General features: G+C 71.2%; 13 protein-coding genes. 5 read left to right on the plus strand and 8 right to left on the minus strand.

Annotated elements, in window-relative coordinates; genetic code table 11:
- The first annotated feature begins 3 nt into the window (after positions 1-3).
- Complete coding sequence (locus M6I34_RS12365; protein WP_272486676.1) at positions 4-786, plus strand: 3-hydroxybutyrate dehydrogenase; 783 nt, start codon at positions 4-6, stop codon at positions 784-786.
- A gap of 6 nt (positions 787-792) precedes the next feature.
- Here the strand turns inward: M6I34_RS12365 and M6I34_RS12370 are convergent, their stop codons facing one another.
- The 4 genes from M6I34_RS12370 to M6I34_RS12385 all read right to left on the minus strand — a co-directional run bounded on the left by M6I34_RS12370 (position 793) and on the right by M6I34_RS12385 (position 4,015).
- Positions 793-1,467: a dienelactone hydrolase family protein gene (locus tag M6I34_RS12370; protein ID WP_272485979.1), complete on the minus strand. Its 675-nt coding sequence runs from the start codon at positions 1,465-1,467 to the stop codon at positions 793-795.
- A gap of 34 nt (positions 1,468-1,501) precedes the next feature.
- A complete protein-coding gene (locus M6I34_RS12375) occupies positions 1,502-2,467 on the minus strand; it encodes a tripartite tricarboxylate transporter substrate binding protein (RefSeq protein WP_272485980.1) in 966 nt (321 codons plus the stop codon).
- A 104-nt stretch (positions 2,468-2,571) separates the two neighbouring features.
- Positions 2,572-3,411, minus strand: coding sequence for a thioredoxin (gene trxA / locus M6I34_RS12380; RefSeq protein WP_272486677.1), 840 nt, complete (start codon positions 3,409-3,411; stop codon positions 2,572-2,574).
- A gap of 130 nt (positions 3,412-3,541) precedes the next feature.
- Positions 3,542-4,015, minus strand: a complete 474-nt coding sequence (locus M6I34_RS12385) for an outer membrane lipoprotein (RefSeq protein ID WP_272485981.1) — start codon at positions 4,013-4,015, stop codon at positions 3,542-3,544.
- A gap of 239 nt (positions 4,016-4,254) precedes the next feature.
- Between M6I34_RS12385 and M6I34_RS12390 the strand changes: the two genes are divergently transcribed.
- Positions 4,255-4,848 carry an HNH endonuclease gene (locus tag M6I34_RS12390; protein ID WP_272485982.1) on the plus strand — a complete coding sequence of 198 codons (594 nt, stop codon included), beginning with the start codon at positions 4,255-4,257 and terminating at the stop codon, positions 4,846-4,848.
- Here M6I34_RS12390 and M6I34_RS12395 read toward each other — a convergent pair.
- The 4 genes from M6I34_RS12395 to M6I34_RS12410 form a co-directional block, all read right to left on the minus strand.
- On the minus strand, positions 4,839-5,498 hold the full coding sequence (locus tag M6I34_RS12395; RefSeq protein ID WP_272485983.1) for a gamma-glutamylcyclotransferase: 660 nt from the start codon (positions 5,496-5,498) through the stop codon (positions 4,839-4,841). The two genes, M6I34_RS12390 and M6I34_RS12395, sit on opposite strands and share 10 nt — an antisense overlap.
- Before the next feature lie 101 nt (positions 5,499-5,599).
- The gene (locus M6I34_RS12400; protein WP_272485984.1) at positions 5,600-8,356 is read right to left on the minus strand and encodes a DNA topoisomerase III; all 2,757 of its coding nucleotides are present in this window, start codon (positions 8,354-8,356) and stop codon (positions 5,600-5,602) included.
- Positions 8,357-8,576: 220 nt separating this feature from the next.
- Positions 8,577-9,710, minus strand: coding sequence for a DNA-processing protein DprA (gene dprA / locus M6I34_RS12405; RefSeq protein WP_272485985.1), 1,134 nt, complete (start codon positions 9,708-9,710; stop codon positions 8,577-8,579).
- A 6-nt stretch (positions 9,711-9,716) separates the two neighbouring features.
- Entirely contained in the window at positions 9,717-10,784 is a 1,068-nt protein-coding gene (locus tag M6I34_RS12410) for a LysM peptidoglycan-binding domain-containing protein (RefSeq protein ID WP_272485986.1), read from the minus strand.
- 96 nt (positions 10,785-10,880) lie between these two features.
- Here M6I34_RS12410 and def point away from each other — a divergent pair, with 96 nt between their 5' ends.
- From def to htpX, 3 genes are all read left to right on the plus strand, one after another.
- Entirely contained in the window at positions 10,881-11,387 is a 507-nt protein-coding gene (def, locus tag M6I34_RS12415) for a peptide deformylase (protein ID WP_272485987.1), read from the plus strand.
- Between the two features lie 153 nt (positions 11,388-11,540).
- Positions 11,541-12,515: a methionyl-tRNA formyltransferase gene (gene fmt, locus M6I34_RS12420; RefSeq protein WP_272485988.1), complete on the plus strand. Its 975-nt coding sequence runs from the start codon at positions 11,541-11,543 to the stop codon at positions 12,513-12,515.
- Between the two features lie 112 nt (positions 12,516-12,627).
- Positions 12,628-13,482 (plus strand): zinc metalloprotease HtpX, encoded by an 855-nt coding sequence (htpX, locus tag M6I34_RS12425; RefSeq protein ID WP_272485989.1) that lies wholly within the window; start codon positions 12,628-12,630, stop codon positions 13,480-13,482.
- The last annotated feature ends 19 nt before the right edge of the window (positions 13,483-13,501 follow it).

Raw genomic sequence — 13,501 nt, forward strand, 5'->3', positions numbered from 1 at the left:
AAGATGCTGGAGGGACGGACCGCGCTGGTCACCGGCGCGACGCAAGGGATCGGCGAGGCCATCGCGCAGGCGCTGGCCGCGGCCGGCGCGGACGTGGCGGTGCACGGCATCGAGCCGCAGGCGCGCGGCGACGGGATCGCCGCGGCGCTGGCGCGGGCGCACGGGGTTCGCGCGGCCTACGTTCAGGCCGACCTGGCGAGCGCCGACCAGGCCGCGGCGCTGGTGGCGAGCGCCGCGCGGGCGCTGGCCTCGCCCGACATCCTGGTCAACAACGCCGGCATCCAGCACACCAGTCCGATCGAGTCGTTCCCGGCCGATCGCTGGGACGCGATCATCGCGATCAACCTGAGCGCGGCCTTCCACGCGATGCGCGCGGCGGTGCCGGCGATGCGCGAGCGGCGCTGGGGCCGCATCGTGAACATCGCGTCGGTGCACGGGCTGGTGGCCTCGGTGAACAAGACCGCTTACCTGGCGTCGAAGCACGGGCTGGTGGGCATGTCCAAGGGCGTCGCGCTGGAAACCGCGACCGACGGCATCACGGTCAACTGCATCTGCCCGGGCTGGACCGAGACGCCGATCCTGGGCCCGCAGATCGCGGCGCGCGCCGCGCAGTTCGGCGGCGACCGCGATGCGGCGATCCGCGATCTGCTGAAGGAGAAGCAGCCGAACCTGACGCTGCTGCCGCCGTCGCGGATCGGCGAGGTCGCCGCCTTCCTGTGCAGCGACGCCGCCGAGGGGATCACCGGCGTGGCGCTGCCGGTGGACGGGGGGTGGACGGCGCAGTAGCGCCGCTCAGCCCACGTGCTTGCCCAGGAACTCGAGCGTGCGGCTGCGCGCCAGCTTCGACGACGCGGCATCGTAGGAGCCGCGCTGGTCGCAGTTGAAGCCGTGGCCCGCTTCGTAGAAGTGCGCGATCGCCGACGGATTGGCGGCGGCCACCTTGCGGGCCTGCTCGGGGGTCGGGGACTGGTCCTTCTCGCCGAAGTGGAACATCACCGGGCACTTCGGCTGCTCGCTCGCGAAGCTGGGGATGCCGCCGCCGTAGTACGGAATCGCGCAGGCCAGGCCGTCGACCCGCGCCGCCGCGACCCAGGCCACCGTGCCGCCCCAGCAGTAGCCGACGATCGCGACCTTGCCGGCCGCCTTCGCGTGGGCCACGCAGGCGGCGACGTCCTTCATCGCGTCGGCCATGTCGACCTTCTGCATCACCGCGATGCCGGCCTGGATCTCGTCGGGCGAGTAGCCGGTTTCGTAGCCGCGCTGGGCGCGGTCGAACAGCGCCGGCGCGATCGCCAGGTAGCCGTCGGCCGCGTAGCCGTCGGCCACCGAGCGGATGTGCGAGTTGATGCCGAAGATCTCGGGCGCGATCACGATCGCGCCGCGGGCCTTGCCCTCGGGCTCGGCCACGTAGGCCGCGAAGCGATGGCCGTCGGCGGCGGTCAGTTCGATGGTGCTGCTGCGCGTCATGTCGGTCTCCTCCGTGGATTGTCCCTGCCGGTTCTCAGATCGTGCCGACCAGGCCGAGCCGCTCGATCGTCTTCTTCTCGGCTTCGTAGGTCCTCTTCGCCCAGGCCGTGTAGTCGGCCGAGTTCATGTAGACCACCGGCTGGTCGAAGCGGTCGACGATCTGGCGCACCTTCGGGTCGTCGAGCGCGGCCTTGAAGGCGGCGTCGAGCTTCTGCACGACGGCAGGATCCATGCCCTTCGGGCCGATCAGGCCGAAGGGCGAGTCCGAAACCGTGTCGTAGCCGAGCTCGGTCAGCGTGGGGATGTCCGGCCAGCGCTTGGTCCGCTTGCTGCCGTAGGTCGCCAGGAGCCTCACCTTGCCCGACTCGACGTGCGGCGCCCAGCCGGTGGAGTCGCTGACCGACATGATGTGCCCGCCCAGCAGCGCGACCATCGCCTCGGCGTTGCCCTTGAAGGGCACGTGGTTCAGCTTGATGCCGGCGCGCTCGGAGAACTCCTCCATCGCCAGGTGCGGCGAGGTGTTCGCGCCCGGGCTGCCGTAGGTGAACTGGCCCGGGTTGGCCTTCGCGTAGGCGATCAGGTCCTTGATCGACTTGATCGGCGAATCGGCCGGCACGACCAGGCCGAAGGTGTAGCCGGTCAGGCAGCTGATGTAGGTGAAGTCGGCGATCGGGTCGAAGGACTGCTTCTTCTGCATGTGCGGGATCCGGAACAGGCCCATCGGCGCCTGCGCCAGCGTGTAGCCGTCGGGGCGCGCGTTGCGCAGCGACAGCGCCGCCAGCGTGCCGCCGGCGCCCGGCTTGTTCTCGACCACGACCTGTCCGCCCAGCGTCGCGGTCGCCGCTTCGGCGAACACGCGGAAGACCTGGTCGGTCGGGCCGCCGGCCGAGAAGGCGCAGTACAGCGTGACGGGTCGGCTGGGGAAGCCCTGGGCGAGGGCGGGCATCGCGCCGGCAGCGGCGAGCGCGCCGGTGCCGATCAGGAAATCGCGGCGTTGCATGGTGCTTCTTCTTTCTCCGGGGGTGGCGCGGTTTCGCGCGGTTCGGGCCGTGGGGCCCGGGTGAATGCGTCGATGGGGCGTGCGCTGGGTTCCGGGGCGCTTGCTCAGAAAAGCACCGAGCTGAGCCGCCGGCGCCATTCCGACACCAGCTGCGGCTGGGCCGAGGCCTTGCCGAAGACATCGATCATCGTCCTGCGGCCGACGTCGTCGCCAAAGGCGCGGTCGCGCCGGACGATCTCGAGCAGCTGCTCGAGCGCCGGCGCCCAGGCCTTCTGCTCGATGTAGTGGTGCGCGAGGTCGAGCCGCGCCTGCAGGTCGCCGTCGTTCTCGGCGATCCGGGTGACCAGCTCGAGCGGGGGCGGCACGTGCGCTTCCTCGGCGAGCTGGCGGGCGCGGGCGATCAGCGCCGCGACCTGCGGGTCGGCCTTCGCCTCGTCGCCCAGCGCGTCGAGCATTGCCAGCGCGGCGGCCGGGTCGCCCTCGAGCAGCAACTGGGCGTACAGCAGGCGCGCGGTCTCGTGCTCGGGCACCGCGGCGAGCACCTTCTTCAGCAGCTCGGTGGCGCCGTCGCGGTCGCCGCGCTCGAGCGCCTGCATCGCCTGCTCGATCTCGGCCTCGGTCGGGTCCGGCAGCAGCCTGTCGATGAACTCGCGCAGCTGGCCTTCGGGCAGGGCGCCCTGGAACTGGTCGACCGGCTGGCCGCCGACGATCGCGAACACGGTCGGGATCGAGCGGATCCGGAAGTGCTGCGCGAGCTGCTGCTGCTCGTCGGTGTTGACCTTGACCAGCAGGAAGCGGCCGCCGTACTGCGACTCGAGCTTCTCGAGCAACGGGCCGAGCGACTTGCAGGGGCCGCACCAGGGTGCCCAGAAATCGAGCAGCACCGGCTTTTCCATCGACGCGTCGATGACGTCGGCCTGGAAGCGTTCGAGAGTGGTTTCGATCATGGCAGTTCGAGTCGTGAGAGGCGCGACGGGTTCGCGAGAGGCGCGCCGGGCCAGCCGGCGATGTTAGCGCAGCGAAGTCGGGCGGATCGCATTCGCCCGGCGCCGGTCCGCCGCAATCGGGGCGGGATCAATACGAGACGCGCGTCGTGCCGCGGGAGTCGGTCAGGATGCGCACGCGCTGGCCGGGCGCGAACTGTTCGCCGCCCGCCTCCTGCACGACGGCGAACACCCGACCGGAGTCGGTGCGCACCGTGATCTCGAGCGCGGGCCGGTCGGTCGCGGACTTCTCGATGTAGCTGCCGGCGACGCCGCCGGCCACCGCGCCGAGCACCGAGCCGACGATCCGGCCGCTCCCGCCGCCGATGTTGGAGCCGGCCACGCCGCCGACCACGGCGCCGGCCGCGGTGCCGACGCCGTCGGGCCGGCTGCGCTCGAGACGGACCTCGCGGATCGCCTCGATCACCGCCATCTCGACCTGCATCGGCCGGCGCGCCTCGCGTTCGGTGTAGGTGTAGCCGCTCTTGGACGGGGCGGCGCAGCCGGCCGCCAGCAGGAGGGTGCCGGCGACGAGCGCCAGCTTTCGGAGGAGGGTCGGAATCATCTTGTGGCTCCTGTGCAGCCGGGCCTGCCACCCGCCGGACGGGCCGGTTCCCGGGCGGCCGGCGCGGGATTCGATCGACACTTCGATTATCGCAGGCCGCCCGCCCGGGGCGCGGAATATCGCCCAGCCGGCGTCCGCTCGGAATATCGCCCAGCTGGCCCCTGCTGGTGCAGAATGGCGGGAACGGTTCTTGCTGTCCGGCGGCCGGCTTGCGGCTGGCGGCGCCACCGGAGGGTTTCGTGACGGCTCTCGCTTCATCGGTCAGCATTCTCGTGCTCGACGCCGGAGGCACCCCGCGCCGCTGGATCGGGGTCGAGGAAGCCGTTGCCTACTACTGCAAGGACCAGGTCGCCTGGGACTACGGCGAGCACTCGTTCACGCTGAGGGGCGGCGTCAACCGTGCGTCGGGCCTGCGCTCCTCGCTGACCTTGCGGTCGATCGTGGCCGTGCGCGGCGACCGTGCCGGCCGGGCACCGCTGGCGATCGTGCCGGCGCTGACCCGGGAAATGCTCTTCGCCCGGGATTGCCATGTGTGCGCTTACTGCGGTCGCAGGTTGCGGCCGAACGAGCTCACGACCGAGCACGTCCAGCCTCGCAGCCGCGGCGGGAAGACCTCCTGGACCAACCTGGTCAGCGCCTGCAAGCCCTGCAACCTGAGGAAGGGCGACCGCACGCCGGAGCAGGCCCGGATGCCCCTGCTCTACGTCCCGTACGTGCCCAGCCTGTGCGAGGCGTTCATCCTGCGAAACCGGCGCATCCTCGCCGACCAGATGGCCTTCCTGATGGCCGGCGTGCCCTCGGGGTCCCGCCTGCGGGACCCGTTTCAGGCCTGAGCGAGCGGGGTCCGTTCCGGGCCGTTCTCGTCGTCGATCGATGGCCGAGGCTGCGGTGCGTCGGCGTTGTCGATCGAGGGTGAACGGTTCGATGCCTCGGCATCGTCGAGCAATTGACGGACGTATCGCAGCAACCGGGCGTCGTGCACGCCCCGCTGGCGCAGCGCATGCCAGGTGTTGATCGCGTATTCGCGGTTCGGCCCACGCTGGCCGTGGCAGGCGTGCAGGCGTTCGAGGATCTCGGAGTCGCTCAGGCGCTGGTATGAACCCCTGCTGCGGTCAGCTATGAAAGTAAGCGCCTGCACACGTTCGCCGTCGGGAAGTTCGACCACGATCTGGCGCGCCAGGTAGATGCTGGCGGCCGGATCGGGGATCTCTCGGTCGAACAAGCGTTCGATCGCCGCCGAGCGGCTGCGCGACTCGAGTCGATAGGCCACGCCGATGCAGCTGCCGCCCCGGTCGAGCCCGAGCACCAGTCCGGGACGCTCCGGGGTGCCCCGGTAGCGGGTCGAGCGAACGCAGAAGGCGCGGTGGTATCCCCAGGCCCGCGCCAGGTGGGCCTGCTCGAAATCGAAGTCGGGATTCCAGATCAGCGAGCCGTAGCCGAATACCCAGTCGGCATCGACCTCGCCGGGATGACTGCACTTCATGACATCCGGAGGCTGTGGACCACCCCGGGATATTAGGGCATGCGGCGCTCGCGCGGCGCGACGGCCCCAGGGTCGCACGCGGGGCCCCGCCGCGGCAGGGCTCAGGCCGTCTTGCGCGCGGTCGTCCGGGCCTTGGCGGCAGGCGACTTTGCGCCGGCCTTGGCCGCGCCCGCCTTCGAGCCGGCCTTCGAGCCGGTCTTCGAGCCGGCCTTGGTCGCGGTCGACCTGGCGCCGCCCCGGGTCGCGCCCGGCTTGGCCGTCTCCGCCTTGGCCGAAGCCTTCGCTGAGGGCGATTTCCCGGCCGGCTTCGCCGCGCTCGGCTTCACGCCCGCGCCGGCCTCCGCGCCTTCCGCTTCGGCCCCGGCCGCTCCGGTCCGCGCTGCGCCGCCCTTGGCCGGCCGGGGCTCGAACTCGAACCCGACCTTGCCGTTCGCGCCGCGCACCAGGTAGGCCTTGAACTTGCGCCGGGTGCGCTGCGACACGAAGCCGGTCAGCAGGTCGGTGCGGCCCTCGGCGAGCAGCTTGGACATCTGGGCCGGCTCGACCTCTTGCTGCAGGATGATCTTGCCGCTGCGGAAATCGCAACTGCGCTCGGGGCCGACCGACTTCTCGCAGACGTAGGCCATGCCGTGCTCGTAGACGCCGGCGCCGCACTTGGGGCAGTCGCCGAGCCGCGGCTGGCCGCCGAAGTCGACCGGCTCGGAGGCCTCGGCGTCGGCATCGGACTGGCCGAAGTCGAACTCGAGCTTGTTGTCGGCGGTGAGCTTCAGGATGGCCGCGAAGGGGCGGCCCATCTTGCTGCGGAAACCCTGCAGCGGGCCGATCGTGCGATCGCTCAGCAGCGCGTCGGCCTCGGACGGCGCGAGCAGGCGTCCGCCCGGAATCTTGGTGATCGAGAACTCGCACTTCGTGCACGCGAAGCGCTTGTAATTCTCCTTGACCACGCCCCCGCAGGCCGGGCAAGGCGTCTCGAGGGTCGCGTAGTCGCCGGGGACCGTGTCGGAGCCGAAGTTCTTGGCCCGCTCGACGATGCGCTCGGTCATCTCGGCGATCTCGCGCATGAAGACCTCGCGCGACAGCCGGCCCCGCTCCATCTGGGCGAGCTTGTACTCCCACTCGCCGGTCAGCTCGGGCGCGGTCAGCTCGCTGACCTGCAGGCCGCGCAGCAGGGTCAGCAGCTGGAAGGCCTTGGGCGTGGGGATCAGGTCCTTGCCGTCGCGCACAAGGTAGTTCTCGGCGATCAGGCCCTCGATGATCGCGGCGCGGGTGGCCGGCGTGCCCAGCCCCTTCTCGGCCATCGCCTCGCGCAGCTCGTCGTCCTCGACCAGCTTGCCGGCGCCTTCCATCGCCGACAGCAGCGTGCCCTCGTTGTAGCGCGCCGGCGGGCGGGTGGCCAGCCCGACCACGTCGACCGACTCGGCCTGCACCCGCTCGTCGGGACCGACAGGCACCAGCGTGTCGTCGCGGCCCCCCTCGCGGCCGTAGATCGCCAGCCAGCCGGGGTTGACCAGCACCCGGCCGTCGGTCCGGAAGCTGTGCTCGCCGACCGTGGTGATCCGGGTGGTCACCAGGAACTCGGCAGGCGGGAAGAAGACGGCCAGGAAGCGCCTGACCACCAGGTCGTAGATCTTCTGCTCGGCGTCGGACAGGCCGCCCGGCTTGGGCGCCTGCAGCGTCGGGATGATCGCGAAGTGGTCGGAAACCTTCGTGTTGTCGAAGATCCGCTTGTTCGGCCGGATCCAGCCGCGCTCGAGCGCCTGCCGGGCGAAGGGCGCGTACTGGCTCGCCGCGCCCGTCGACTCGCCGCCCCGCAGCATCTCCATCGTGGACACGACGGTGCCGAGGTAGTCCTCGGGCAGCGCGCGCGAGTCGGTACGCGGGTAGGTCAGCACCTTGTGCCGCTCGTAGAGCGCCTGCGCCAGCGCAAGCGTGGTGCGGGCCGAGAAGCCGAAGCGGCCGTTGGCCTCGCGCTGCAGGCTGGTCAGGTCGAACAGCGCCGGCGACTGCTGGGTCGTCGGCTTCGACTCCTCGGTGACCGTGCCCTGCTTGCCCTGGCAGGCCGCGGCGATCGCGTCCGCCCCGGCGCGGTCCCAGATCCGCTCGGCGCGGGCCTCGGGATCGTCGGACTTTCGGAAGCCGGGGTCGAACCAGCGGCCGGCGTAGGCGCCGGCCTGCGCCGCGAACTGGGCGTGGACCTCGAAGTAGTCGCGCGGCACGAAACGCCGGATCTTCTCCTCGCGCTCGACGACGATCGCGAGCGACGGCGTCTGGACGCGCCCGACCGTGGTCAGGAAGAAGCCGCCCTCGCGCGAGTTGAATGCGGTCATCGCGCGGGTGCCGTTGATGCCGACCAGCCAGTCGGCCTCGGAACGGCAGCGGGCGGCGTCGGCCAGCGGCAGCATCTGCTCGTCTTCGCGCAGGTGGGCGAACGCGTCGCGGATCGCCGCCGGCGTCATCGACTGCAGCCACAGCCGCTTGACCGGCTGCTTCGCCTTCGCGTACTGCGCGATCAGCCGGAAGATCAGCTCGCCCTCGCGCCCGGCGTCGCAGGCGTTGATCAGCAGGTCGACGTCCTTGCGGCGGATCAGCCTCGCGAGCAGCTTCAGCCGTTCCTCGTTCTTGGCGATCGGCTGGATGTCGAAATGCGGCGGGATCACCGGCAGGTGCGCGAATGACCACTTGCCCCGCTTGACCTCGTACTGCTCGGGGGCGGCGATCTCGACCAGGTGGCCGACCGCCGACGAGATCAGGTAGTCGTCGCTCTCGAAGTAGTCGCCCTGCCGCGAGAAGCCGCCCAGCGCCCGCGCGATGTCGGCGGCCACCGAGGGCTTTTCGGCAATGATCAGGGCTTTGCTCATTCGGAGTCCGTGGGTGGATTGCTGTTCGCCGGCAGCGCCGGCGGGCTGCCCGGATCCCGGGCCGGGGGGCCCGGCGCCGGCGAGGCGGCAAGGGGCGCCAATCATAAGTGGCCGGCGCAACCCGGTGCAAGCCGGCCGCCCGGCCGGTCGGACGACCGGACGATGCGGGCCGGACCCGGGCCGCGCCAGGGCGCCGCCCCGCGGCCTTCGGCCGAATTCCCTAGTTCAGCCGGACGAAGCGGCCGTCGACCAGACGCTCGACCCTGTTCGCGAGCTCGAGCTCGAGCAGCCGCGCGCCGATCTCGCCGGCCGGCCGCCCGGTGCGCTCGACCAGGGTGTCCAGGTCTGCCGGATCGAAGCCGAGGGCGCCCAGCAGGAGCCCGTCGCCGTCCGGATCGGCCGCGCGGGGTGCTTCGCCAGCCCCGGCGGCCCGGTCACGGCCGGGTTCGCTACCCTGGCCCAGCACGCCCCGCAGCTCCACGAGAACGTCCTCGGCCGATTCGACCAGCTTCGCGCCCTCGCGGATCAGCTGGTGGCAGCCCTTGGACAGCGGCGAGTGGATCGAGCCGGGGATCGCCATGACCTCGCGCCCGGACTCGGCGGCCTGACGCGCGGTGATCAGGGAGCCGGACTGGCGCGCCGCCTCGACCACCAGCGTGGCGAGCGCGAGCCCCGCGATCAGCCGGTTGCGCCGCGGAAAGTTCGAGCGCTGCACCTCGGTGCCCAGCGGCAGCTCGGTCAGCACGGCGCCGTTGGCAGCGATCGCGTCGGCCAGCGGGCCGTGCCGCGGCGGGTAGACCCGGTCGATGCCGGTGCCGGTGACGGCCAGCGTGCCGGCGCGGGTCGCCAGCGCGCCCTGGTGCGCGGCGGCGTCGATGCCCTGCGCCAGTCCGCTGACCACGGTGAGCCCGGCCTCGCCGAGCGTCCGGGCGAAGTCCCGGGCGTGGCCCAGCCCGGCCTGGGTGGCGTGGCGGCTGCCCACGATCGCGATCGACGGCCGGCCGAGCGACTCGGGGTCGCCGCGCACGAACAGCACCGGCGGCGGGTCGGCGATCTGGAGCAGCCTGGGCGGGTAGCGGGGGTCGTCGAGGCAAACGAGATGGTGGTCGTCGGCCTGCGCCCAGCGGAGCGCGGCCTCGATCGCCGCGTCGCGCGCCGTGTCGCCGGCGAGCAGCGCCTGGGCGCGCGGGGCGCCGATCGCGGCGGAGAGCTTGGCGTGACCGGCCGCGAGCACGTCCTCGGGCAGCCCGAAGGCCTCGAGCAGGCGGCGCACCGCCGCCGGCCCGATGCCGGGAGTGAGGATCAGCCGCAGCCACGGCGCGCTGGCATCGCGCGCCCCGGCGGGAAGTGGCATTCGAACCTACGGATTGGTGACCACGTCGCCGACCGAGATCGACTGCGACGCTTCCATGACCAGACCGTAGGAGATGTTATCGAATACGCGGAATACGAGAAGATGACCGACGGCCTCGTCCGGAAGTCTGATCTTCTCCTTCGTTTCCCGATCGACGACCGTGCGGCCGCGCTGGTGGATCGCCAGCACGTGGCCTTCCTCGAGGCCCTTGTCGGTGCCGGCGCTCAAGGCCACGACGTTGTTGCGGCCGACCTGGGTGACCCCGCGATGCACCGACAGGATCCGGCCCGCGACCTGCGCCGACGGCGGGCGCGGGACGTAGCTGAACACCTTGGGCGGCACCGACGGCATCAGCCTGTCGCCGACCCCGATTTCCTCGGCGGTCGCCGTCACGCGCAGCGAGGCCGGGTCGCCCACCTTCTCGAGGCGCGCCGAGCCGACGAACTGCGCTTCCCAGGCGAGCGGCTTGCGGGTGTCCGGGTCGAGCAGCGGCTTGGCCTGGCGATAGACATGCCACTCCTTTACGGAATCGTCAGAAATTCCCCGCACGTAGGCGATGTCGCCGCGGCCGAGGTAGACCCTTCCGTCCTGAGTGGCGACGACCCGCGGGTTGGTCGCGAGTTCCTTCTCGCCGACGATCAGCGGGCGGGTCAGGAAAGGTTCGATCGCGGTGGAGTCGATCGTCCAGACCGGGTCGCGGTCGAGCGCCTCGACGCGCACCCGCGGCTGCCTCTTCTCTATCGGCAGGCCGGACGGGTCGACGCCCGAACCGCCCGATCCCACCAGGCGGGCGAGCCTGAGCCTGGGCGTGGCGCCCGAGCGGTCGAGGATGACGATGTCGCCCGGATAGATCAGGTGCGGATTGCGGATCTGCTCCCGGTTGAGGTCCCAGATCTCCGGCCAGCGCCACGGCTTGCTCAGGAAGCGGCCCGAGATGTCCCAGAGCGTGTCGCCCTTGACCACCGTGTAGCGCTCGGGCGCATCCGGTGCAAGCTCGATCGGCTGGGCCCGTAAGGCCACGCAGGCCGTGAGAGCAAAGGCGAGCGCGAAACCGCGCGTGATAAGATTTTTCATTGAATCTGGGCCCCCGTGCGGCGGATTCTGCCGACATCGTGGGGGTGTCGCAAGCCAACCCGTCAGGCGCATCCTACCGACGGCGGTTATTTCCCGATGGCCGTACTTCCGATCCTCAAATATCCGGATTCCCGCCTGCATCGCGTCGCCAAACCGGTGCGCGAGGTCGACGACCGGATCCGCCAGCTCGTTCGCGACATGGCCGAGACCATGTACGCGGCGCCCGGCATCGGCCTGGCCGCCACCCAGGTCGACGTCCACGAGCGGGTGATCGTCATCGACGTGTCCGAGGCCCACGATCAGCTGCAGGTCTTCATCAACCCCGAGATCGTCGGCGAGAGCCTCGAGCGCAAGGTCTACGAGGAGGGCTGCCTGTCGGTGCCGGGGGTCTACGACGAGGTCGAGCGGCCCGACCGGGTCACGGTCCGCGCGCTGAACGAGCGCGGCGAGCCCTTCGAGCTTCGCTGCGAGGGGCTGCTTGCCGTCTGCATCCAGCACGAGATCGACCACCTGAACGGCCGGGTCTTCGTGCAGCACCTGTCCAGGCTCAAGCAGAACCGCATCCGCATCCGCATGCTGAAGGCCGAGCGGGTCGTCGCCTGACGGCGCACGGATGAATCTGCTGCGCGGGCCGATCTCGCGCCTGCGATGCTCGCCGTACTCCTCTTACGGCTGCGCTTCTCGGCGCGACCTCGGCCCGCTCGCCACGATTTCTCCGCGCGCCGTCCTTGTATCTACTGGACTCTCACTGACCCGATGCTTCGAATCGCCTTTGCCGGAACGCCGGAGTTCGCCGCGACCGCGCTCGACGCGCTCGCCCGCGCCGGCCACCAGATCGCGCTGGTGCTGACCCAGCCCGACCGGCCGGCCGGCCGCGGCAAGGCGCTGCAGCAGAGCCCGGTCAAGCGGCTCGCGCTGTCGCTCGGCCTGCAGGTCTGGCAGCCGGCCACCTTGCGCGACCCCGATGCCTGGCAGCGGCTGGCCGACGCCCGGCTCGACGCGATGGTCGTGGCCGCCTACGGGCTGATCCTGCCCGCGCAGGTGCTCGCGATCCCGAGGCTCGGCTGCCTGAACATCCACGCGTCGCTGCTGCCGAGATGGCGCGGGGCGGCGCCGATCCAGCGGGCGATCGAGGCCGGGGACACCGAAACCGGCATCACGATCATGCAGATGGACGAGGGGCTGGACACCGGTCCGATGCTGTCGATGGTGAGCACGCCGATCCTGCCAGGGGACAGCGGCGGCAGCCTGCACGACCGGCTCGCGGCGCTGGGCGCGGCGGCGATCGTCGACGCGCTGGCCGGCCTCGAGGCCGGCCGCCTGCAGGCGGTGCCGCAACCGGCCGAGGGCGCCACCTACGCCCGCAAGCTGGGCAAGGCCGACGGCGCGCTCGACTTCGCACTCGACGCCGCGGCGCTGGTCGACCGGATTCGCGCCTTCGACCCGGTGCCCGGGTCGGTCGCGATGCTGGCGCGCGACGAGCCGGTGCCGGTCAAGTTCTGGCGCGCGCGGGTCGCGGCGCCGGATGCGGCCGCGGCGGCACCGCACCCGGCTGCGCCTGGCACGGTCCTGGCGGCCGACGCGAACGGCCTGGTCGTGGCCTGCGGCCGCGGAGCGATCGCGGCCACCGAGCTGCAGAAGCCGGGCGGCAAGCGGCTCGGCTGCGCCGATTTCCTGCGGGGCTTTCCGATCAGCCCCGGCGAAAGGTTCGTGCCCCCTGCAACGACCTGAGCGTGTCGATGCTTGCAGGATCGCGCCCCGGCCCCGATATTCGGGATTGACGAGGTCGGTCGGCCACGAGCGGCGACGTCGACCTGACATCCTGAAAGGAGATTCGATCACCATGTTCAACTGGGTCAAGACTGCGGTCCTGATGGCCGGCATCATGGCGCTGTTCGGCGCCGTCGGTTCAGCGATCGGCGGGCAGCAGGGCATGCTGCTGGCGCTCGGTTTCGGCCTGCTCAGCAACTTCTTCGCGTACTGGTTCTCGGACAAGATGGTCCTGAAGATGTACCGCGCGAAGGAAGTCGACGAGACGACCGCGCCTCAGTTCTACCGGATGGTCGCCGAGCTCGCCCAGCGCGCCGAGCTGCCCATGCCGCGCGTGTACCTGATCGACGAGGCAGCGCCGAATGCCTTCGCCACCGGCCGCAACCCGCAGAACGCGGCGGTGGCCGCCACCACCGGCATCCTGCGCGTGCTGAGCGAGCGCGAGCTGCGCGGCGTCATGGCCCACGAGCTGGCGCACGTCAAGCATCGCGACATCCTGATCTCGACGATCTCCGCCACGATGGCCGGGGCGATCTCGGCGCTCGCCAACTTCGCGATGTTCTTCGGCGGCCGCGACAGCGAGGGCAGGCCGGCCAACCCGATCGCATCGATCGCGGTCATGCTGCTCGCGCCGCTGGCGGCGATGATGATCCAGATGGCGATCTCGCGGGCCCGCGAGTTCGAGGCCGACCGCGGCGGCGCCGAGATCTCGGGCGATCCGGCCGCGCTGGCCTCGGCGCTGGAGAAGATCCACCGCTACGCGCAGGGCATCCCGCTCGAGGCGGCGGAGCGGCATCCCGAGACGGCGCAGATGATGATCATGAACCCGCTCGCGGGCGGCGGACTGCGCGGGCTGTTCTCGACCCACCCCGACACCGCCGAGCGGATCGCCCGCCTGATGGCGATGGCCGGCCGCGGCGGCTACTGACCGGCCGGCGCGGTCCGGT

The organism is Zeimonas sediminis (assembly GCF_023721795.1).
Taxonomy (GTDB): domain Bacteria; phylum Pseudomonadota; class Gammaproteobacteria; order Burkholderiales; family Burkholderiaceae_E; genus Zeimonas; species Zeimonas sediminis.